The sequence below is a fragment of the Paraburkholderia lebeckiae genome, assembly GCF_014201005.1.
GTDB lineage: Bacteria > Pseudomonadota > Gammaproteobacteria > Burkholderiales > Burkholderiaceae > Paraburkholderia > Paraburkholderia tuberum.
In genome coordinates this window covers 1-20917 of record NZ_JACHDK010000042.1, presented here as the reverse complement: position 1 = coordinate 20917, position 20917 = coordinate 1, and the positions used below count along the sequence as shown (strand labels likewise).

Genomic DNA, 20917 nt, shown 5'->3' with positions numbered 1-20917 from the left:
CCGAAATGAGCGTCGATTCGATTCGTTATCCAGAAAATTTGACGCGTCTTGATCTGCAAGCCGATCCGACAGTTCATTAATCAGCGTTTCCCTAGTCGGATTCGACGCTACGATTCAGATTTGTTCGCGAATTCGCCGGTCGATTCGACTGCGACATTTGTTCACAGTTGCTCGGCGGATACCTCGCTATAGTGGGAAGGTCGATCACGGGTCCGATCGACCTTCCCAGACAGGCATTGAGTCTGTCCTTCGGCAGCCTCGATCACGCCTCGTGTTCGAGGCTTTTTTCCTTGCTGCCCCGTTAGCAAGCGATCACGTGGCCAGTGTGCCGTCCGCCGCATTCATGCGCGCGGGCCGTTCATGAGGATCGGGACTATCGGTCTGAGTCGTCCGCACGACGGAGACAATAACGGCAAACAGAAATGATTTTCGAATAAGCATTATTTGTTCCGCTTGCTTTTTCACCCACATTTCACACAGCCGGCATAAATCGCGGGCTAAACACGAACTCTTCATTGTGTCGCTTGCGCATAAAATATAAATCCCGTTCGACTATAACGATTGGGCAAGAAACGCAATGCAAACAAAAGTTAAAATTGTTCTGTTTTCCCTGCCGTGCGGATGTGGCAGTGCGTTACCGAGCGCCCGCAATGCCCACTGACAAAAAAAATCCCGCACAGGGGAGCGGGATTAAAACAACAGGACGCTGAGGAGACGAGCACGCCCTGCCTCGGACCCACACGCACCGCAGGGATACGCGTGGTTATTTCGACGCTCGCCACGACCGACAACCGTAGTCGACGGTCAATGATCGCGAGTGCTTTGAAATGCCGGGACCGCTTGGGCACCCCTGTGCGCGCCCACGCCTGCCGCGTGGCACCACGGCGCCGAGCGCCTCGTGTGGAACTCAGGCCGCCTTGCGCGCGAACCCGTCGCCCATCACACTCACCACGTCGTCGACGACCCGAGTGGCGGCCGCGAATCCAGCCGCCAGCACTTCCCGCGGATCGGTCGACGAACGGCCGGGCACCGAAGCTACCCGGAAAGCGGTCGACCACTCGCCGCCGATCAGCCGCGTCTTCAACGTGACGCTCGCCACGTACGCGCGCCGCGCCGTGGCACTGCCGACATAGGTGGACATATCGGTCGCGCGCAACGCGTTGACCACAATGTCGAATCCCCGATAACGATAGGTTTGCTCCATGCTCTTCTCCGTCTTCACCCATTGCTACACAACAGCATTTCGCCATGTATCGATGCTCCATCATTCTCGACTCGAGTTTGTCAACAATTGTCATATCCTGGGCGATTCCCGGTTAGGGCTTTCCCTGCTCTTGACCTGCCAATTCCGGCGTCAACCATGCTCAATGACGAGCAAAACAGTTTTACTGTGAGATTAGATATATGCTTTACATATTTTGGAACAATGAATCACAAGACTCCATGCTATGTGAAGTCATTGGACCGGCAAATTCGGATTACAGATTCATACCGTTTATTCAGATTCGATTGAATAGCCTCGACGAATCAAGCCCCGCGAACCATCTCGAAATAAAAAGCTATATCCCAAAATAAAGACCGGAACTCGTCCGGCGCTTCAGTAGTCCGAACACTGCTATTGCCCATCGTGGCGCCCCCTGGCGAGCCTGGCTCCGCCCGGTTCGCCGTCATCCGCTCGTGGTCCAATAAAAAGTACGCTGCGTCTGACCGCATCGTCCGCTGCGTTTGAATAAAGCGTCCGTCCCGGTACGTCGCTCGATCGCCTGCGGCAAAGATCGTGTCATTACAGACCGCAGATCGCTTATCGGATTGAATGAGCCTGAATAAGGAATTGCTGGTGAAACATCTCGCTGGTTCAATATCGCAATTGTGTCGGCATTCTCTGCCTGCCTGTTTTATGCCTTGCGGCGCGAGTTACCTCGGTGCCACCGTGATCACGCGTTTGCGCCGCCGCGAAGCGGGAGAGCGTGCACGATGAGCGTCTTCCAGATTGCCGGTGCGCTGTTCGCCATCGTCGCGCTGTTCGGCGTCCTCAATTATCGATTCATCAGGTTGCCCGACACGCTCGGCATCACCGCGGTCGGGCTCGTCGTCTGCGTCGGCATTTCCGCGCTCGGGTTCTACTATCCGGCGATGGCGATCGCCGCGCGCAAGATCGTCGTGCAGATCGATTTTGCCGACATCGTGTTTCACGGCCTGCTAAGTCTGCTGCTGTTCGCCGGCGCGCTGCACGTCGATCTGTCGAAGATGCGCACGCAGCGGCGCGCGGTGCTGATGCTCGCGACGATCGGCGTATTGATTTCGGTCGCGGTGGTCGGCTTCGGCTTCTACTACGCGGCACAATGGCTCGGCCAGCCGGTGAGCCTGCTGTGGTGTCTCGCGTTCGGCGCGCTGATCTCGCCGACCGATCCGATCGCGGTACTCAGCGTGCTCAAGCGCGCGGCGGCGCCCGAAAGCCTCGAAACCAAGATTACCGGCGAATCGCTGTTCAACGACGGCACGGCCGTCGTCGCATTCGTCACGCTAGTCGGACTCGCGACCGGCGCGAACGAGTTTTCCGCGGGCGCGATCGCATTCGATCTGCTGCGCGAAGTCGCCGGAGCGCTCGTGCTCGGCGCCGCGCTCGGCTTCGGCGCGTCGCTGCTGCTGCGAGGCATCGACAGCTATCCAGTCGAAATCCTGATCACACTCGCGCTCGCGACCGGCGGCTATAGTCTCGCCGAAGCGCTGCACGTGTCAGCGCCTCTCGCGGTCGTGATCATGGGGCTCGTGATCGGCAATCACGGCGCTTCGACGTCGATGTCGGAGAAGACGCGCGAGCATCTGTTCAACTTCTGGGACCTGCTCGACGAGTTGCTCAATCTCGTGTTGTTCGGGCTGATCGGACTCGAAGTCATTGCGCTGTCGCTGCGCGTCGAAATCGTTTGGCTCGGGCTCGCGGCGATTCCGGTCGTGCTGTTCGCGCGCGGCGTCAGCGTCGCGATTCCGCTGCTCGCGCTGCAGAACTTCCGGCGGCTCAGTCCGCATTCGGCTGTCGTGCTGACGTGGGGCGGACTGCGCGGCGGCATCTCGATTGCGCTTGCTCTGTCGCTGCCGGAGTTTCACGGACGCGAAATGTTCATCGGCGTCACGTATCTCGTCGTGGTATTCAGCCTGCTGATTCAGGCGACGACATTGGGCCCGCTGATCCGTCGGCTCAATATCTCGGGCGCTCACGCGACCCGGCCAGCCCCGCCGGACTCATCGGCTGCACAAAACGCGCGCTAATCGTAAAGTGGATACCTACGCCGATCTGCACCGCGAGGTTGGTGAGAAAATCCAAACACAGTCCGAGACCGGCGCGAGCGGCCCTCGCGTCGATTTCGACATTGGATTGCAGCGCTTGATTTAAGCGTTTCCTGAGCAGTGCCCGCCGCGATTCTGACCCGGGGCGGCCCACCAGCAGGCGAGACCGATGGCGACTCGAACCGCCGCCGTCTCCCTCCGGCCACGGTTCACGCCGCGGCCCTGGCTCGGACTTGAACTAGTCCGCCGCCAGTTTCTGGCTAACTTTCCGCCAGTTTCCGGACCGTCGCGCGTGCCGCGGCGCCGGGCATTTGGCCGTCAATGCCGGTTCTCCCACATACCTGGCAGGCGCGGTTTGTCATCCTGTCGATTCAGGCGTCCGAAGGAGTTCGCCATGTCGGTCTATGTCGATGAAGGGTTCCGGCCCTGTGTGACGGAATGCGCGACGGTCGCGTTCCGCGTGTGCTGCGACGATCGTGCGCAGATTTTTGAAGTTAGCGCCGACGCGCTGGTCGAGTTCTGTGGCGCCGTGAGCCGTCGCAAGCAGGACCTGCTGGTCGCGTTCGAGGATGCGCAGGACGAGATCCTCTCCGTAGCCGCGCAGCGATGGCAGTTCACGCCGAGCGAGCCGGTGCGGCTCGGTCTCGATGAATTCAAATTGGTCAGACATTAGGCGCGAGAAACGCCTTCATGAGCTGGATCGCCGCCCTGCCGATGTACAACGTGACACCCGCGCTCGACCTCGAATGGCGCGAGTGGCTCGACGACGTGCTGCGCCGGGTCAAGCCCGCGTGCCGCATCGTCGAACCGGACGAGGAACTGCACGGCTTCTGGCGGCGCCCAAATCTGCTGATTTCCCAGACCTGCGGTTATCCGCTGATGCAGGGGCTGCACGCGCAGGTGCAATTGGTCGCGACACCCTGCTTCGATGCGCCCGGCTGCGACGGCGCGCATTACTCGAGCGTACTGGTCACGCGCACCGACGCGCGCTTCGACTCACTCGCCTCGTGCCGCGGCGCACGCGCCGCCTACAACCAGGACGATTCGAACAGCGGCATGAACGCATTTCGTCACGCGGTCGCGCCGCTCGCGCGCGCCGGCATGTTCTTCGGCGCGGTGCTGCGCACGGGCTCGCATCTCGGCTCGCTGCGCGCGGTCGCGGACAATCGCGCGGACGTCGCCGCGATCGACTGCGTGACCTTCGCCTTCGTTTGCGACGTGCTGCCGGAACTCGCGGAGCGCGTGCGCGCGATCGGCATGACCGCCGCCTCGCCGGGCTTGCCGCTGATCGCCGCGACCAATGTGCCGCCGGCCACGGTCGCCGCGTTGCGCGACGCGTTGGACGAGGCGCTGAGCGTCCGCCCCGAGCGTGCAAAACGCCTGCGTTTAAGGGGTTTTTCGACGTTGCCGCTGACCGACTACGCGCGCATCGGCGAGCTGGAAAGTGAAGCGCGCGCCGCGGGCTACGCGCGGCTCGCTTGATTCATCTACTCGCTCGTCTGCCACTCGACGTGCTTATTCACCCGCCTGCTGCACCTCCAGCACCAGCAGTTGCGCGCCGTCGGTGACCTGATCGCCAACCGCATACAGCACCTCGGCGACCGTGCCCGCCGCCGGGGCGCCGATCGTATGCTCCATCTTCATCGCTTCCATCACGATCAGCGGCGCGCCCTTCTCGACCACCGTGCCTGGTTCGACCAGCACCGCGATCACTTTGCCCGGCATCGGCGCCGTCAGCCGGCCTTCGCCGTGCTCGGCATCCGCGGCATGCGCGAGCAGGTTCTGCCATTCGAATGCGAGCGTCTCGCCTTGGCAGAACACGTGGAACCTGTCGCCGTCGACGAATACACGCCCCGTCACGCGCGCATCGCCGATCGTCGCGCGGAATTCATGGGCGCCCGCGCCGACCGACCATGTGAAGTCCTCGCGCACGCCGTCGTGTTCGAGTGTTTGCACGAGCGCTTGCGTGTCCCCACTGCGCGCGAAGATGACCGTGAACGCGTCGTCGCTGTCGTCGTTGGCGCCGTCGTCGATCACGCGCCAGCCGAGCGTTTGTGTGTAGCCGCCATTGAGCCGCCAGTGCGACAGCGCGTCCCACGGCGACGCGCCGTGCGCGGTGCCGCCCTCGCGCGTCAACAATGCGGCGCACGCGAGCGCGAGCGCTTCCTTGAACGGCTTCTGTGCCGGCGCGAACAGCACGTCGTGATGACGCTCGATCAAACCGGTGTCGAGCTCGCCGCTCGCGAACGGTTCGCTCGCGACGATGCGCCGCAGAAACTCGACGTTCGTGTGCGGCCCGACCACCTCGCAGGCATGCAGCGCACGCGCGAGGCGCGCCAACGCCTCCTCGCGCGTCGCGCCGTGCACGATCAGCTTGGCGATCATCGGATCGTAGAACGGCGTGATCGTGTCACCCTCGCGCACGCCGCTGTCGATACGCACCGGCGCCTTGCGGCCCGGCTCGCCGAGTCCGGCCGCGTCGATCGCGAACTCGACGCCTTCCGACATGCGCAGATGCTTGAGCGTGCCGGTGGACGGCAGAAAGCCGCGCGCCGGATGCTCTGCGTAGATGCGCGCCTCGATCGCGTGCCCGTCGAGCTTCAACTGCTGCTGGGTGAGCGGCAAACTCTCGCCCGCGGCAACGCGCAACTGCCATTCGACGAGGTCCTGCCCCGTCACCATCTCGGTGACGGGATGCTCGACCTGCAGCCGCGTGTTCATCTCCATGAAATAGAACTCGCCGGTCGGCGTCATGATGAACTCGACCGTACCCGCGCCAACGTAGTTGACCGCGCGCGCGGCGGCCACGGCCGCTTCGCCCATCGCGCGCTTGACCTCGGCCGAGAGCCCCGGCGCGGGCGCTTCCTCGAGCACTTTCTGATGACGCCGCTGCACCGAACAGTCGCGGTCGAACAGATAAACGGCGCCGCCGTGCTGATCGGCGAACACCTGGACTTCGACGTGACGCGGCCGGGTCAGATACTTCTCGATCAGCACGCGATCGTTGCCGAAGCTGCTCGCCGCCTCTCGCTTGCACGACAGCAGCGCGGCCGCGAAGTCCGCACCGCGCTCGACCACGCGCATGCCCTTGCCGCCGCCGCCCGCGCTCGCCTTCAGCAGAACCGGGTAGCCGATCGCGTCCGCCTCGCGCTGCAACAGCCGCGGGTCCTGGTCGTCGCCGTGATAGCCGGGCACGAGCGGCACCGCGGCCGCGTGCATCAGCGCTTTCGCGGCGGCCTTCGAGCCCATCGCGGCAATCGCTTCGACCGGCGGTCCGATAAAGACGATGCCGGCCGCCTCGCACGCATGCGCGAAGTCTTCGTTTTCCGAAAGAAAACCGTAGCCCGGATGCACGGCCTGCGCGCCGGTCGCGCGCGCGGCTTCGATGATCCGCTCGATGCGCAGATAGCTTTGCGCCGCCGTCGAACCGCCGATATGCACCGCTTCGTCGCAGGCGGCGACGTGTTTCGCGTTGGCGTCGGCGTCCGAATAGACGGCCACGCTCGCGATGCCGAGCCGCTTGCAGGTCGCCGCGACGCGGCACGCAATTTCACCCCGGTTGGCGATCAGGATCTTGTTGAACATGAGTGTCTCGATGAAATGGGCGATACGGGGCGATGGTTGTTAGCGAAGCATGTCAGTTGCGCCAGCCCGGCGTGCGCTTTTCGAGGAACGACGCCACGCCTTCGCGGCCCTCTGCGCCGGCCCGCGTTTTCGCAATCCGCGCGGCGGTGTCCTCGATCAGCGCGTCGCTCAACTCGCGGCCCGCGATCTCCTGCACGAGCCGCTTGCAGGCGCGCACCGCTTGCGGGCCGTTCGCGCACAGCGTCTGCGCGAGCTGCGCGACCGTTGCATCGAGCTGCTCGGCGCTCACCGCTTCACTGACCAATCCCAGCCGCATCGCGGTCGCGCAGTCGAACGCCTCGGCGGTGAGGAAGTAGCGCCGCGACGCCTGCTCGCCGAGCGCACGAATCACGTATGGCGCGATCGTCGCGGGAATCAGCCCGAGCCGCACTTCGGACAGGCAGAAGTGTGCGCTGTCGACCGCGACGACGATATCGCACGCGGCAATCAGGCCCATGCCGCCCGCGTATGCGTCGCCGCTCACGCGCGCGATCACCGGCTTGTTGCAGCGATATACCGCCGACAGCATGCCGGCGAGCCGCATCGCATCGGCGCGGTTCTCGTCGTCCGAGTAGCCGGCCATTTTCTTCATCCAGTTCAGGTCGGCGCCCGCGCAGAACGCCTTGCCGTTCGCGGCGAGCACCACCGCGCGCACGTCGTCGCGCGTGTCCAGCGCGGTGAATGCGGCAGTCAGCTCGGCGATCATCGTTTCGTTGAACGCGTTGCGCACGTCCGGACGATTGAGCGCGACCGTCGCGATCTGGCCGGCAACCTCGACCTTCAGCGTTTCGTATTGCATGCGTAGCACTCCTTTGCCTTACGCGGTCGCATCGCGGTGACGCGGGCCATCACATTCTGAACACGCCGAAACGCGTGTCTTCGATCGGCGCGTTCATCGCCGCCGACAAACCCAGCCCAAGCACGTCGCGAGTTTGCGCGGGGTCGATCACGCCGTCGTCCCACAACCGCGCGCTCGCGTAGTACGGATGGCCCTGATGCTCGTATTGCTCGCGGATCGGCTGCTTGAACGCCTCTTCTTCCTCCGCGCTCCAGTTGCCGCCCTTCGCTTCGATGCCGTCGCGCTTGACGGTGGCGAGCACCGACGCGGCCTGCTCGCCGCCCATCACCGAGATGCGCGCGTTCGGCCACATCCACAGGAAGCGCGGCGAATACGCGCGGCCGCACATGCCATAGTTGCCAGCGCCGAACGAACCGCCGATGATCACCGTGAACTTCGGCACCTTCGCGGTCGCGACCGCGGTGACCATCTTCGCGCCGTTCCTCGCGATGCCTTCGTTTTCGTACTTGCGGCCGACCATGAAGCCGGTGATGTTCTGCAGAAACACGAGCGGGATCTTGCGCTGGCAGCACAGCTCGATGAAGTGGGTGCCCTTCAGCGCCGACTCCGAAAACAGAATGCCGTTGTTCGCGACGATGCCGACCGGATGCCCCCAGATATGCGCGAAGCCGCAGACGAGCGTCGTGCCGTAGCGCGCCTTGAATTCGTCGAACGCGGAATCGTCGACGATACGCGCGATCACCTCGCGGATATCGAACGGCTTGCGCGTGTCGACCGGAATCACGCCGTAGATGCTCTGGGTGTCGTAGCGCGGCGGCTTCGGCTCCTGCAATACGAGCGGCGCCGGCTTCACGCGGTTCAGATGGCCGACGATGCTGCGCGCGATGCCGAGCGCATGCGCATCGTTCTGCGCAAGATGATCGACGACGCCCGACAGACGCGTATGCACGTCGCCGCCGCCGAGATCTTCGGCGCTGACCACTTCGCCGGTCGCGGCCTTGACGAGCGGTGGGCCGCCGAGAAAAATCGTCCCCTGGTTCTTGACGATGATCGACTCGTCGCTCATCGCCGGCACATACGCGCCGCCCGCGGTGCACGAGCCCATCACGACCGCGATCTGCGGAATACCCGCGGCCGACAGATTCGCCTGGTTGTAGAAGATGCGGCCGAAGTGATCGCGATCGGGAAATACGTCGTCCTGATTCGGCAGATTCGCGCCACCCGAGTCGACGAGGTACACGCACGGCAAGCGGTTTTCGCTGGCGATTTCCTGCGCGCGCACGTGCTTCTTGACGGTGACCGGATAGTAGGTGCCGCCCTTCACGGTCGCGTCGTTGCAGACGATCACGCACTCCTGTCCCGCGATGCGGCCGATGCCGGTGATCACGCCGGCGCCCGGCGCATCGTCGTTGTACATGCCGTACGCGGCGAGTTGCGACAGTTCGAGAAACGGCGTGCCCGGATCGAGCAGTTGCGCGATCCGCTCGCGCGGCAGCAGCTTGCCGCGGCTCGTGTGCTTGTCGCGCGCGGCCTGGCCGCCGCCCTGCGCGAGTTGCTCGATCTTCGCGCGCAGATCGGCGACGAGCGCTTCGAGCGCCGCCGCGTTCGCGCGAAAGTCGTCCGAGCGTGGGTTCAGTTTCGATTCGATGATCGGCATGACGTCGCTTCTCCAAAGTGCGGCGTATTGAGGGGGTTCACGCTCGCTTGCATCACAGCGTTTCGGCAAACAGCTCCCGGCCGATCAGCATGCGACGAATCTCGCTCGTGCCCGCGCCAATTTCATAGAGCTTCGCATCGCGCCATAGACGACCGACCGGATACTCGTTGATATAGCCATTGCCGCCGAGAATCTGGATCGCCTCGCCGGCCATCCAGGTCGCCTTTTCGGCCGTGTACAGAATCACGCCCGCGCAGTCCTTGCGGACCTGGCGCACATGGTCGTTGCCGAGCGTGTCGAGTTGGCGGCCCACCGCGTACAGATACGCGCGGCATGCCTGCAGCGTCGTGTACAGATCGGCGACCTTGCCCTGGATCAGCTGGAATTCGCCGATCGACTGGCCGAACTGCTTGCGGTCGTGGATATACGGCACGACCGCGTCCATCACCGCGACCATGATGCCGGTCGGGCCGCCCGCGAGCACCGCGCGCTCGTAGTCGAGACCGCTCATCAGCACTTTGACGCCGCCGTTCAATGCCCCAAGGATATTTTCCTCCGGCACTTCGACGTCCTGGAACACCAGCTCGCCGGTGTGCGAGCCGCGCATGCCGAGCTTGTCGAGCTTCTGCGCGACCGAGAAACCCTTCATGCCCTTCTCGACGATGAACGCCGTAATGCCGCGCGAATTCGCTTCGGGATCGGTCTTTGCATAGACGACCAGGGTGTCGCAGTCGGGGCCGTTGGTGATCCACATCTTGGTGCCGTTCAGCACGTAACGATCGCCCTTCTTCTGGGCGCGCAGCTTCATGCTGACCACGTCCGAGCCCGCGTTCGGCTCGCTCATCGCGAGCGCGCCGACGTGCTCGCCCGCCACGAGCTTCGGCAGATACTTGCGCTTCTGCGCGCCGGTGCCGTTGCGATGAATCTGGTTCACGCACAGGTTCGAATGCGCGCCGTACGACAGGCCAACCGATGCCGACGCACGCGAAATTTCCTCCATCGCGACCATGTGCGCGGTATAGCCCATGTTCGCGCCCCCGTACTCTTCGGAAACCGTCATGCCGAGCACGCCGAGGTCGCCGAACTTGCGCCACAGGTCCATCGGGAACTGATCGGTGCGATCGATTTCCCCGGCGCGCGGCGCGATTTCTTTGGCGGCGAACGACGCAATGCTGTCGCGCAGCATTTCGATCTCTTCGCCGAGCGGGAACTGCAAACCGGGCAGATTGGGCATTGCGGTGTCTCCTGAGTTCGTGGGTGGCCGCTAATGGAACGCGAAGCGGCACGCGAAAGCATGTCAACGCGCATTTCACGCCAGATTGACGTAAGCGTCAATAGGTATTTCTGAGTGTTACTCAGAAATTTACAAACGCGCATCAGCCGGCCGATTCGGTGCTACGATCGCGTTCATCGGGCACAGAAGCAGCGTTCAAACGCCAGCTCGAGCCCCCATCCGCATCACAAATCTGAATTTTACTCATATGACGGTTGCCGAGAAGGCCGGATTACCTGTCTCGCGTCGCCAGCCGGCCGGGCGCAAGTCGCAGCAGCGCGTGAAGGAGATTCTTCAGGCGGGGCGCGACGTGTTCTCCGAAAAGGGCTACGAACGCGCGACGACCGCGGAAATCGCGCAGCGCCTGGGCGTTTCCGAGGCGACGGTGTTCAGCTACTTTCGCGGCAAGCGCGAGTTGTGCGCTCGTGTCATCGGCGATTGGTACGACGAGATCATCGACGCGATCGAAGCGGGCCTGCCGCGCGACGGCAACGTGCGCCAGCAGTTCGCGTTCATCGTGCGCATGCATCTGCGGCTGATGCTCGTGAATGGCACCGATCTGTGCGCGCTCGTGCTGTCCGAAGGCCGCGCGCGGCATCACGAACTGAGCGAAGCGCTGACCGAACTGCAGCGCCGCTACACCGCGCCGTTGATGCGCGTGCTCGCGCAAGGCCAGCAAAGCGGCGAGATTCGCTCCGACATGCCGCTGCGCCTGTTGCGCTCGATGGTGTTCGGCCCGATGGAGCATGTGCTGTGGGACGCCACGCTGACGAACCGGCAGATCGATATCGACGCCACCGCCGATCAGCTGATCGACGTGCTGTGGGTCGCGCTGACGCCGCCCGACCTCGCGCTCGGCGCGTTGCAGCGCTTTCGCGTGGAAGTGGCCGCAGCGAGCCGTCGTTTCGACGAAGCCTGCGCCGCGGCCGGCGAGGGCAAGGCCGAGGCCACCGGCCCGGCAAGCGCCGCGCGCCGCGAGAAAAGCGGCTAATCTACGAGCTTTCCCGCCGCAGCCCGAAGGAGAGCCCAAGTGCCCGCAGCGACAAGCGCGAAGGAAAGCAACAAGCGAAGCGAGAATTCTGGCGAAGAACGCGGCGGCAAACCGAAATCCGCAAAGAAAGCGCCAACGAAAAAATCAACCGAAACGTCGTCCAGATCCACGTCCGCCGCACGCATTCGTATCGGCATCGGCGGCTGGACCTATGCGCCGTGGCGCGGGCCGTTTTATCCGGAAGACCTGACGCAAAGCCGCGAACTCGAATATGCGAGCCGGCATCTGACGTCGATCGAAATCAACGGCACGTTCTATGGTTTGCAGAAGCCGGCCAGCTACGAGAAGTGGTATCAGGAAACGCCCGACGATTTCGTGTTCTCGCTGAAAGCGCCGCGTTACGCGACCAACCGCAAGGTGCTCGCCGAAGCGGGCGACACGATCGAGCGATTCTTCGCAAGCGGCGTGCTGCTGCTCAAGCAGAAGCTCGGGCCCATCAACTGGCAGTTCGCGCCGACCAAAAAATTCGACGCCGACGATTTCGAGGCCTTTCTGAAGCTGCTTCCCGCGAGCATCGAAGGACAGAAGGTGCGGCACGCGGTCGAGGTTCGTCACGAGTCGTTCAGGACGCCGGAATTCATCGCGCTGGCGCGCAAGTACAAGGTCGCGGTCGTACTCGCGGCCGACAGCGAGTATCCGCAGATTGCCGACATCACCGCGCCGTTCGTCTACGCGCGCATCATGGGTACGAGCGAAAAGCAAGCCAATGGCTATTCGACGAAAGCGCTCGACGCATGGGCCGAACGCGCGCGCCAGCTCGCCGCGGGCATCACGCCCGACGATCTCGAGACCTGCGCGGAGCCGCCCGCGAAGGCCGCCACGCGCGACGTCTATCTGTATGTGATCAGCGGCTTCAAGGAGCGCAATCCGGCCGCCGCGATGGCGTTGCTCGAGAAGCTCTGAATCCGCCGCGCCGCCTGCCCGCCGGTCCGCCCGCCATGAGGCCGGCGCGGGTGTCATAATCGCGCCAGCGCATCCGTGCGCGGTCGCGTCGGCTTCGCGTCAAGCCCGACGCAAGACCTTGCGTCAAACCTTGCCCGAGGCACGCAGCAACCCAACCCGCACGGTCCACGTCAAACTCACGCGGCGCACGCACGCCCTCATCGCGGCGGCGCTCGCATAATCAGGCGGCAAGGCCGCCTCATCAACCGATTGCGGAGAACATCTTGAGCGCCCTCGACAATCCCCTGCACGATCAGGAAGTCGGCTCGGCCGACGCCACCCAGGACACCACGCGCATCGACGACGTGCGCATCGGCGCGGTCCGTCCGCTGATTTCCCCCGCGCTGCTGCAGGACGAACTGCCGGTGCCGCCCGCGGTGCAGTCGCTGGTCGAGAAGACTCGCGTCGAAATCGCCGACATTCTGCACGGCCGCGACGACCGGCTCGTGCTGATCGTCGGCCCCTGTTCGATTCACGACCACGACCAGGCGATCGAGTACGCACGCAAGCTGAAGGCCGCCGCCGATCATTACCGGGACGATCTGCTGATCGTGATGCGCGTGTACTTCGAGAAACCGCGCACGACGGTGGGCTGGAAAGGCTACATCAACGATCCGCGTCTGGACGGCAGCTTCCGCATCAACGAAGGCCTGCGTCTCGCCCGGCAATTGCTGCTCGACATCAACGGTCTGGGCCTGCCCACGGCGACCGAGTTTCTCGACCTGTTGAGCCCCCAATACATCGCCGATCTGATCGCGTGGGGTGCGATCGGCGCGCGCACGACCGAGAGCCAGAGTCATCGTCAGCTCGCGTCGGGACTGAGCTGCCCGATCGGCTTCAAGAACGGCACCGACGGCGGCGTGCAGATCGCCGCCGACGCGATCGTCGCGGCGCGCGCGAGCCACGCGTTCATGGGCATGACGAAAATGGGCATGGCCGCGATCTTCGAAACGCGCGGCAACGACGACGCGCACGTGATCCTGCGCGGCGGCAAGAAAGGGCCGAACTACGACAGCGCGTCGGTGCAGGCGACCTGTGAAGCGCTGAGTTCAGCGGGTCTGCGCGAGCAGGTGATGATCGACTGCTCGCATGCGAACTCGAACAAATCGCACTTGCGGCAGATCGAGGTCGCGGACGATATCGCGCGACAACTGTCGGAGCGCGAGCGCCGCATCATCGGTGTGATGCTCGAAAGTCATCTGGAAGAAGGCCGTCAGGATCTGAAGGCCGCTGTGCCGTTGCGTTATGGCGTATCGATCACGGATGCCTGCGTGAGCTGGGCGCAGACCGAACCGGTGCTCGCCACGCTCGCCGAGGCAACCCGCAAGCGTCGCGCGGGCTGACAGGGCAATGAACGGACCGCCCGATCGCGATGGCCGCGGCGGGTCCGCTTTAGACTCGATCGAAGCCGGTCGAGCCCACGAACGCCTGGCTCAAAGGAGCCAGACACACGCGCCGCACCAGCTGCCGGCGAATCGCCTGGCCGGGTGGGGCAGCGCGTGATCCTCACGCCCGACGCATCAATCACGCGCGCGCCTCGCAGCGGGGCTGCGGAGCGCACCGCGAACGCGCCGGCGTGAAGCGCGTTGCTTACGACGCGTTGACGGCTTCCTTGAACGCCTTGCCTGCGGTGAACTTCACCGTCTTGGCCGCGGCGATCTGGATCTCTTCGCCCGTCGACGGATTGCGGCCCACGCGTGCCGCGCGCGCGCCGGTCGAGAACGAACCGAAACCGACCAGTTGCACCGTATCGCCGCTCACCACGGCCTTGGTCACTGCCTCGACGATCGCGTCGATGGTCTGGCCGGTTGCCGCTTTGCTTTCGCCCGTCGCTGCGGCGACTGCATCAATCAGTTCCTGTTTGTTCATAGCACTTCCCGTATGGTAATCATGGAACCGGCGCCCTCTGAGGCGCCGGGACCGACACACTAACGCATAGGCGCACCTTCGCGCAAACCCTTGCTGTAAGGCTTGTATCAAGGCAGATGCGCCGGTTTGACGTTTTTGCGCCCCAAACTGCCATAAGAATCGCGAGCTTATGCGCGCGCGCCGCCTTATGAGCGTTCGCCGCGCATCACAATCCGTTGCAATTTCAGTACTTTAGGTCGCGTTACGCGATCCCGCGCCGCCTTCCCGATGACGATAGCCCTTTTCGCGATGCGCGGGCGCGCCATTTGCAATACACGTCACAGGTTAACTATCGGCAAGACATAAAGAAGTGAGAATTCGCCTCTTTGCAACATGCGCGCTGCTCGCCGCGTTGTCGTCGGCGTCGGCCGCGGCCGACGACAACGCGTGCGCGACCCTCGTCGGTGCGACGAACTCCAGCGCCGCGCAGAGCTTTTCGCTACGCGACGGCGAACCGGTCGACTTCGTTGGCGGCGGAAAAACGGTGCACGGCAAGCTGCTCGTGTTCAGCGACGGCGACGTGTTTCGCGCGTACTGGCAGCCGGATGACAGCCCGGAAAAATACGTGCTCGCGAATGCTGGCGCCGACGCGGTCCGGCTCGTCGCGGCCGCGCCGCGCGGCACACCCGCGCCGGCCGGCCTGCCCGGCACCGCCATGCGGCCGCAGCGGGTGCTGTCGTGCCCCACGCTTTGAGCATGCGCGAAGGCCGCCTTTTGCTCGAGTCTCGCGATCGGCATCCGGCACAAACGTCTGGTTCCAGCGCCGCCGACGCGCGCCGCCAGGTAGTACTTACCGCCGACGATCCGTAGGCGAGCAGCCGGGCTCACAGACCCTTGACTGCGATGCTCCGTTATCCCCTTGGAGCGCTCAAGTTAATCAGCCTCGCGCCGATATAAACAGCTGCGTTTACCGCGCAAACGTTAAAGGGATGGCGATGGCTTGGCTTGCGAGATTGAAGAAGGTACTGTCGGTCGCCGAGGGTGACCGGGAGCTGATGCGTGCGCAGTTGCACGCGTTCCGCCGCCAGGTACCACTTCTCTACTTCATCCTGCTCGTCAACACGGCGGCGGTGGCGGCGACGCATCTGGACAGCGCGCCGGCCTGGCTGTCGATGTATGTGCCCGGCACGCTCGGCGCGCTGTGTGTGTATCGCTGCGTGCGCTGGTGGCGCAAACGCAACCATAAGATGACGGACGCAAAGGCGGTCCGCGAATTGCGCAGCGTGACATGGATCGTCGGCGTGTTCGGCGTCGCGTTCAGCGGCTGGTCGGTGCTGCTGTTTCCGTACGGCACCGCCTACCAGCAGGCGCAGGTCGCGTTCTATATGGCGACGACGCTGGTCGGCAGCATGTTCTGCCTGATCCATCTGCGCAAGCCCGCGCTTCTGCTGCTTTGCATCGTCATCCTGAGTTTCTCCGGGTTCCTCGTGTCGAGCGGCTCGCCGGTGTTCTTCGCGATGGCCGTCGACATGGCGCTGGTCGGCGTCGCGCTCGCTGTGGTCATCCAGCTTTACTGGCGCACGTTTGCAGACGCGGTGCACGCGCAACGCGAACTGCAGGCAAGCCAGCACAACACCCAACGGCTCAGCGACGACAACTACCGGCTCGCCAACATCGACAGTCTGACCGGCCTGCCGAACCGGCGCAGTTTCTTCGCGGCGCTGAGCGCGATATCGGAGCAGGCGCTCGAAACCGGTGGCGGCTTCAATGTCGGTCTCATCGATCTGGACGGCTTCAAGCAGGTCAACGACATTTACGGTCACGCGAGCGGCGACCTCGTGCTGCAGGAAGTCGGCACGCGGCTCGTGTTGATCGGCGAAACGGGCCTGATGTTCGCGCGTCTGGGCGGCGATGAATTCGGCGTGCTCGTGCGCCACAAGGTGTCGAACGAAGCGCTGGTCGAGTTGGGGCAGCGTATCTGCGATGCGCTCAGCCAGCCTTATCAAGTCGCCGACAATGTCGCGGAGCTGTCGGGCACAATCGGCTGGGCCGCGTTTCCCGACGCGGGCTCGACGGTCGCGCAGGTGTTCGAACGCGCCGACGCCGCGCTCTACGTCGGCAAGGAAAACCGCCGCGGCATGCCGGTGATTTTCTCGACCGAACACGAAACGCAGATGCGGCGTCTAAGCCTCGTCACGCAGGAGCTGCGCCATGCGGACCTCGAAGCGGAACTGTTCCTCGAGTTCCAGCCGATCTACGATCTGCTCACGCGCCGGCCGATCGGCCTCGAAGCGCTCGGGCGATGGCACAACGCGCGGCTCGGCATGGTCAGGCCGGAGGAATTCATTCGGATTGCAGAGCGGACCGAGCTGATCCTCGGCATCACCGACGTGCTGCTGCGCCAGGCGCTCGCCGAGGTCGCGCACTGGCCCGCCGATCTGTATCTGTCGTTCAACCTGTCCGCGATCGATATCTCGACGTCGGCGCGCGCGCGCCGCCTGATCGACATCGTCGCGGCAAGCGGCGTGTCGCCGCATCGCGTGACGTTCGAAATGACCGAAACCGCGTTGACGCGCGATTTCGAGCAGGCGCACAGCGCGATGACGATGCTGAAGCAGGCCGGCTGCCGGCTGTCGCTCGACGATTTCGGCACCGGCTATTCGAGCCTCAGCTACGTGCATCGGCTGCCATTCGACGCGATCAAGATCGACCGCAGCTTCGTGAGCGACGTCGATACCAACAGCGCATCGAAGAAGATCATCAAATCCGTGATCGACCTATGCCGCAACCTCGGGCTTGAATGCGTGGTGGAGGGACTCGAAACGCCGTTGCAGTCCCAGGTCGTGAAGGCGCTCGGCGCGCGCGCGGTGCAGGGCTATCTGTTCAGCCTGCCGATGCGGGCGAGCGCGGTCGGCACGTTTCTGTGGACCGCGCTCGCCCAGAGCCGCGCGGCGGAGACCCATCCGTAGCACTCTATCGCTCCATGGCAGCGCCGCTCAATACGCCAGCTTCGGATACCAGTCGGTGCCACGGCCGCCCGGCGTCATGTCGAGGATCGTCCACAACGGCATCGGATCGGGCGCGCCGCGCGGATCCTGTCCGGGGTCCGACGTCGACGGCCCCATCTCCTCGGCCCAGAAGTGCCGCACGACGCCGCCCGTGCGCGTGAATACGTTCAGCGCGGGAAGGTCGTCGCCGGCGGGATCTTCGGCCGCGTAATCGCGATTGAACGTGTTGCCGCCCGACGAATACAACCGCAGATGCCGCCAGCCTCGCTCCTGCTTGAACGCGACGAGCCTGTCGATCGGCGAGCGGCCGATCACCGCGAACGCGACGCGCTGCAGGATATCGGGCATTTCGCCGTCCCACGCGCTCAGTAGCGACGTGCACATCGGGCACGGCCGCGCGCGTTGCGGTCCGAACATCCAGTTGTAGGTCACGAGCGTGTCGTGCGCGCCGAACATCTGCGATAGCGTGACGGGGCCCGCTTCGCCGTCGAAGCGGTAATCCTCCGGCACGACGCCGCCCGCCGGCAGCGCGCGACGCTGCGCGGCGACACGCTCGATCTGGCGGCGCAGCTCGATCTCCTCGGCGAGCAACGCGTTGCGCGCGCGTCGATATTCGGGGCTCTCGCCAGGAAAGCGCGAGGGCAAGTCGGCCAGTTCGCGGGCCGGTTTGAGCGTATGCATCGAAGTGTTTGCGTCGTTCATCAGTCATCTCCTTGTGAGAAATCGTCAGAAAAACGGACGGAAGACGAGCGGGCATCGTCGCTTTGCCGCCCTTCCTGTAGGGACGACGAACGAGGCCGCGGAAAATCGACAGGCCTGGCCATGATTTTGCAGCGGCGGCTTTTTGCGGCGATTTTGCCGGCGGTTTGACCACCCACTCGCCAAGAGCCGGCGCAAGGTATGCTTGCGCCAAACAGCAAGCTTGTTACACCCGCCAACACCACCCGGCACACGCGCCACGCACGACGCGGCGCCTTGGGGAACGCACATGCCGCTTCGTCTGCCACCCCTGCCCGCGCTTCGCTTTTTCGAAGCGGCCGGCAGGCATCAAAGTTTCAAGCTCGCCGCCGCCGAGCTGAACGTCACGCCGAGCGCGGTCAGTCACGGCATCGTCGGACTCGAGGGAGCGCTCGGCGTCGAACTGTTCGTGCGCGAGCCGCGCGGCATCTCGCTAACGGCGATTGGCGCGGATTATCTGTCGTACGTCTCCGAGGCGTTTTCGCTGATCGCCATCGGCACGCAACGTCTGCCCAATCATCGCGCGGATCGGCCAATCGCGCTCAGCTGCGCGCCGACCTTCGCGTCGCGCTGGCTGCTGCCGCGCCTCGCCGGTTTTCGCGCGCGCTGGCCGCATGTTGTCGTCAGCGTGGACACGTCGCGTCGCCAGGTCGGTTTTCCGGTCGACGGCTTCGACTTTGCGATCCGCATGAGTCGCGCGCCGGTCGCCGGCACGGCATGGACGCGGCTGTTCGGCGAGCGCTTCGTGCCCGTGTGCGGCCCTGCTTATCTGGAAACGCTGCGCGACGAGCACGGCGTCCCGAGCCTGCGACGCGCGACGCTGATTCACGTGAACGCCGCGAGTGAAGACTGGCAGGCGTGGCTCGACGCGACCGGCACCGGCGGCATCGATACAGGCGGCGGCTTGCACGTCGACACGATCCAGCTCGCCTTCGAGGCGGCCAGCATGGGCCTCGGCGTCGCGCTCGGCCGCAAGCCGCTGGTCGACGGCGATCTTGCGAGCGGCGCGCTGGTCGAGGCTTGCGCGGCCACCGTCGCATCGACCACCGCCTACTGGCTGGTCAGCGCAGAGAATGCGGACAGCGCGATCCGGCGGCCCGAGCTCGCCGATTTCAAACGTTGGCTCGTCGACGAGGCGGCGGCCTTCGACGCGCATGCGGACGCGGCGGCGGACGACGACATAGCAACGCATAGGTGAGCCATGCTCACCTGTCGTCGAGATCTTTTCCTTTGCCGGCGGCGCGGCGGGCTGCGACGATGGTGGCCAAGGAGGAGCCGCCATGTCGAAGACCCATAGCAAGCAACCCGTCCCCGCTCCGGCGACGACCGTCACCACGACGCTCGTAATCGTCGCCGGTGCGCTGATCCTGAGCGCCGCGATGGGCATCCGCCAGACCTTCGGCCTGTTCATCGGCCCGTTCTCGTTCGACCGCGGTCTGCCGGTCACGCTGATCGCTTTCGCGATCGCGTTGCACAACCTCGTGTGGGGCTTCGCGCAGCCGTTCGCGGGCGCGGCCGCCGATCGCTATGGCTCGGCGCCGGTCGTCGCGTTCGGCGCTTCGACGTTCGCGGCCGGCCTCGCGCTGTCGGCGGTCGCCCCGAGCGGTGCGCTGCTGGTGATCGGCATGGGATTGCTGGTCGGCATCGGCGTGAGCTGCACGACCTTCGGCGTGGTGTTGCCGGCGGTCGGCCGCGTTGCGTCGCCGGAGAAGCGCAGCGTCGCGATGGGGCTCGTCAGCGCGGGCGGCTCCGCCGGACAGGTGCTGATGGTGCCGCTCGTACAAGGCATCCGGCTGCATTCGGGCATCGCGACATCGCTATTCGTGCTCGCTTTCGCAATGCTGCTGATCGCGCCGCTCGGCATCGTGCTCGACCGGCGTGCGCAGATCCACGCGACGGCTCAGGCGCGGTTCGAGGACGTGCCCGCGGCGCCGCTGCGCGAGGTTCTGTCACAAGCGATGCGCCATCGCGGCTACCGCTTGCTGACGCTCGGCTTCTTCACCTGCGGCTTTCAGCTCGCGTTCATCGCGACGCATCTGCCCGAGTATCTGACGCTGTGTCATATGCCGATCGGGCTGGGCGCGACCGCGCTTGCGCTGATCGGCCTGTTCAACATGGCGGGCAGTTGGGCATGTGGTTGGCTCGGCGGCCGGTTCCGCCAACATCATGTGCTCGGCTGGCTTTATCTGATTCGCAGCGCGACGATCGCCGCATTCTTCGCGCTGCCGAAAAGCGCTGTCTCCGTGGTGATTTTCGCGGCGGTGATGGGCCTCACGTGGCTCGGCACCGTACCGCTGACGAGCGGGCTGGTCGCCAAGGTGTTCGGCACGCATCACCTCGGCAGCCTGTTCGGCGTGTGCTTTCTGAGCCATCAGATCGGCTCGTTTCTCGGCGCGTGGCTCGGTGGCCTCGTGTTCGATCTGACGGGCTCGTACTCACTGCTATGGGTAGCGACGGTCGCGGCGGGATTGATCGCGGCACTGCTGCATTTTCCGATCGACGACACCGTGGTAGTGACGCCCGCGCGGCGTTCATCTCGCCCCGCGCAGGCGTGACGCGAATTGCCGAAAGAGATGCTGAAGCGATTCCAGTCGAGGCTAGAGGGTGTTAGGAACTTTTGTTAAGGGCTGCAAAGTGAACAAGCATAAGCACGGAGAATACGACGAAGTGCAAACCGGCCAAGGTTTCAGGC

17 protein-coding genes are annotated in these 20917 nt (G+C 64.4%); 10 read left to right on the top strand and 7 right to left on the bottom strand.

Features of this window, described 5'->3' with window-relative positions:
• Positions 1–907: 907 nt before the first annotated feature.
• Positions 908–1204 (bottom strand): hypothetical protein, encoded by a 297-nt coding sequence (locus HDG39_RS33515; protein WP_184012446.1) that lies wholly within the window; start codon positions 1202–1204, stop codon positions 908–910.
• Positions 1205–1974: 770 nt separating this feature from the next.
• Between HDG39_RS33515 and HDG39_RS33510 the strand changes: the two genes are divergently transcribed.
• The 3 genes from HDG39_RS33510 to HDG39_RS33500 all read left to right on the top strand — a co-directional run bounded on the left by HDG39_RS33510 (position 1975) and on the right by HDG39_RS33500 (position 4767).
• Positions 1975–3267: a cation:proton antiporter gene (locus tag HDG39_RS33510; protein WP_184012444.1), complete on the top strand. Its 1293-nt coding sequence runs from the start codon at positions 1975–1977 to the stop codon at positions 3265–3267.
• 412 nt (positions 3268–3679) lie between these two features.
• Positions 3680–3958 carry a DUF1488 family protein gene (locus HDG39_RS33505; RefSeq protein WP_018423012.1) on the top strand — a complete coding sequence of 93 codons (279 nt, stop codon included), beginning with the start codon at positions 3680–3682 and terminating at the stop codon, positions 3956–3958.
• Between the two features lie 17 nt (positions 3959–3975).
• Positions 3976–4767: a phosphate/phosphite/phosphonate ABC transporter substrate-binding protein gene (locus HDG39_RS33500; protein WP_184012442.1), complete on the top strand. Its 792-nt coding sequence runs from the start codon at positions 3976–3978 to the stop codon at positions 4765–4767.
• A gap of 33 nt (positions 4768–4800) precedes the next feature.
• On the opposite strand, the gene HDG39_RS33495 is transcribed toward HDG39_RS33500, so the two are convergent.
• Genes HDG39_RS33495 through HDG39_RS33480 form a run of 4 tightly spaced genes read right to left on the bottom strand, consistent with a single transcriptional unit; the run spans position 4801 to position 10599 of the window.
• On the bottom strand, positions 4801–6870 hold the full coding sequence (locus HDG39_RS33495; RefSeq protein ID WP_184012440.1) for an acetyl/propionyl/methylcrotonyl-CoA carboxylase subunit alpha: 2070 nt from the start codon (positions 6868–6870) through the stop codon (positions 4801–4803).
• 52 nt (positions 6871–6922) lie between these two features.
• Positions 6923–7708, bottom strand: a complete 786-nt coding sequence (locus HDG39_RS33490) for an enoyl-CoA hydratase/isomerase family protein (protein WP_184012438.1) — start codon at positions 7706–7708, stop codon at positions 6923–6925.
• Between the two features lie 49 nt (positions 7709–7757).
• A complete protein-coding gene (locus HDG39_RS33485) occupies positions 7758–9365 on the bottom strand; it encodes a carboxyl transferase domain-containing protein (RefSeq protein ID WP_018423016.1) in 1608 nt (535 codons plus the stop codon).
• Positions 9366–9417: 52 nt separating this feature from the next.
• Positions 9418–10599 carry an isovaleryl-CoA dehydrogenase gene (locus tag HDG39_RS33480; protein ID WP_184012436.1) on the bottom strand — a complete coding sequence of 394 codons (1182 nt, stop codon included), beginning with the start codon at positions 10597–10599 and terminating at the stop codon, positions 9418–9420.
• A gap of 247 nt (positions 10600–10846) precedes the next feature.
• On the opposite strand from HDG39_RS33480, the gene HDG39_RS33475 reads away from it, so the two are divergent.
• The 3 genes from HDG39_RS33475 to HDG39_RS33465 all read left to right on the top strand — a co-directional run bounded on the left by HDG39_RS33475 (position 10847) and on the right by HDG39_RS33465 (position 13974).
• A complete protein-coding gene (locus HDG39_RS33475; RefSeq protein WP_184012434.1) occupies positions 10847–11629 on the top strand; it encodes a TetR/AcrR family transcriptional regulator in 783 nt (260 codons plus the stop codon).
• Between the two features lie 39 nt (positions 11630–11668).
• Entirely contained in the window at positions 11669–12592 is a 924-nt protein-coding gene (locus tag HDG39_RS33470) for a DUF72 domain-containing protein (protein ID WP_409259232.1), read from the top strand.
• A gap of 263 nt (positions 12593–12855) precedes the next feature.
• A complete protein-coding gene (locus tag HDG39_RS33465) occupies positions 12856–13974 on the top strand; it encodes a 3-deoxy-7-phosphoheptulonate synthase (RefSeq protein WP_311668016.1) in 1119 nt (372 codons plus the stop codon).
• A 247-nt stretch (positions 13975–14221) separates the two neighbouring features.
• Here HDG39_RS33465 and HDG39_RS33460 read toward each other — a convergent pair whose 3' ends face one another.
• Positions 14222–14500 (bottom strand): HU family DNA-binding protein, encoded by a 279-nt coding sequence (locus HDG39_RS33460; protein WP_013092091.1) that lies wholly within the window; start codon positions 14498–14500, stop codon positions 14222–14224.
• A 349-nt stretch (positions 14501–14849) separates the two neighbouring features.
• Between HDG39_RS33460 and HDG39_RS33455 the strand changes: the two genes are divergently transcribed.
• Together HDG39_RS33455 and HDG39_RS33450 are read left to right on the top strand one after the other, a co-directional pair.
• Positions 14850–15233 (top strand): hypothetical protein, encoded by a 384-nt coding sequence (locus HDG39_RS33455; RefSeq protein ID WP_311668015.1) that lies wholly within the window; start codon positions 14850–14852, stop codon positions 15231–15233.
• A gap of 241 nt (positions 15234–15474) precedes the next feature.
• Positions 15475–17448 (top strand): putative bifunctional diguanylate cyclase/phosphodiesterase, encoded by a 1974-nt coding sequence (locus HDG39_RS33450; RefSeq protein WP_184012433.1) that lies wholly within the window; start codon positions 15475–15477, stop codon positions 17446–17448.
• A 27-nt stretch (positions 17449–17475) separates the two neighbouring features.
• Here the strand turns inward: HDG39_RS33450 and HDG39_RS33445 are convergent, their stop codons facing one another.
• Entirely contained in the window at positions 17476–18189 is a 714-nt protein-coding gene (locus tag HDG39_RS33445) for a DUF899 family protein (RefSeq protein WP_184012431.1), read from the bottom strand.
• A gap of 286 nt (positions 18190–18475) precedes the next feature.
• Between HDG39_RS33445 and HDG39_RS33440 the strand changes: the two genes are divergently transcribed.
• Positions 18476–19423, top strand: coding sequence for a LysR substrate-binding domain-containing protein (locus tag HDG39_RS33440; RefSeq protein ID WP_184012429.1), 948 nt, complete (start codon positions 18476–18478; stop codon positions 19421–19423).
• An 82-nt stretch (positions 19424–19505) separates the two neighbouring features.
• Complete coding sequence (locus tag HDG39_RS33435; RefSeq protein ID WP_184012427.1) at positions 19506–20780, top strand: MFS transporter; 1275 nt, start codon at positions 19506–19508, stop codon at positions 20778–20780.
• Positions 20781–20917: the final 137 nt, after the last annotated feature.

Bases quoted from the DNA above. Each gene is read 5' to 3' on its own strand.
- HDG39_RS33485 (WP_018423016.1), bottom strand. From the start codon at position 9,365: ATGCCGATCATCGAATCGAAACTGAACCCACGCTCGGACGACTTTCGC.
- HDG39_RS33495 (WP_184012440.1), bottom strand. From the start codon at position 6,870: ATGTTCAACAAGATCCTGATCGCCAACCGGGGTGAAATTGCGTGCCGC.
- HDG39_RS33515 (WP_184012446.1), bottom strand. From the start codon at position 1,204: ATGGAGCAAACCTATCGTTATCGGGGATTCGACATTGTGGTCAACGCG.
- HDG39_RS33460 (WP_013092091.1), bottom strand. From the start codon at position 14,500: ATGAACAAACAGGAACTGATTGATGCAGTCGCCGCAGCGACGGGCGAA.
- HDG39_RS33445 (WP_184012431.1), bottom strand. From the start codon at position 18,189: ATGAACGACGCAAACACTTCGATGCATACGCTCAAACCGGCCCGCGAA.
- HDG39_RS33500 (WP_184012442.1), top strand. From the start codon at position 3,976: ATGAGCTGGATCGCCGCCCTGCCGATGTACAACGTGACACCCGCGCTC.
- HDG39_RS33510 (WP_184012444.1), top strand. From the start codon at position 1,975: ATGAGCGTCTTCCAGATTGCCGGTGCGCTGTTCGCCATCGTCGCGCTG.
- HDG39_RS33480 (WP_184012436.1), bottom strand. From the start codon at position 10,599: ATGCCCAATCTGCCCGGTTTGCAGTTCCCGCTCGGCGAAGAGATCGAA.
- HDG39_RS33435 (WP_184012427.1), top strand. From the start codon at position 19,506: ATGTCGAAGACCCATAGCAAGCAACCCGTCCCCGCTCCGGCGACGACC.
- HDG39_RS33475 (WP_184012434.1), top strand. From the start codon at position 10,847: ATGACGGTTGCCGAGAAGGCCGGATTACCTGTCTCGCGTCGCCAGCCG.
- HDG39_RS33450 (WP_184012433.1), top strand. From the start codon at position 15,475: ATGGCTTGGCTTGCGAGATTGAAGAAGGTACTGTCGGTCGCCGAGGGT.
- HDG39_RS33440 (WP_184012429.1), top strand. From the start codon at position 18,476: ATGCCGCTTCGTCTGCCACCCCTGCCCGCGCTTCGCTTTTTCGAAGCG.
- HDG39_RS33505 (WP_018423012.1), top strand. From the start codon at position 3,680: ATGTCGGTCTATGTCGATGAAGGGTTCCGGCCCTGTGTGACGGAATGC.
- HDG39_RS33490 (WP_184012438.1), bottom strand. From the start codon at position 7,708: ATGCAATACGAAACGCTGAAGGTCGAGGTTGCCGGCCAGATCGCGACG.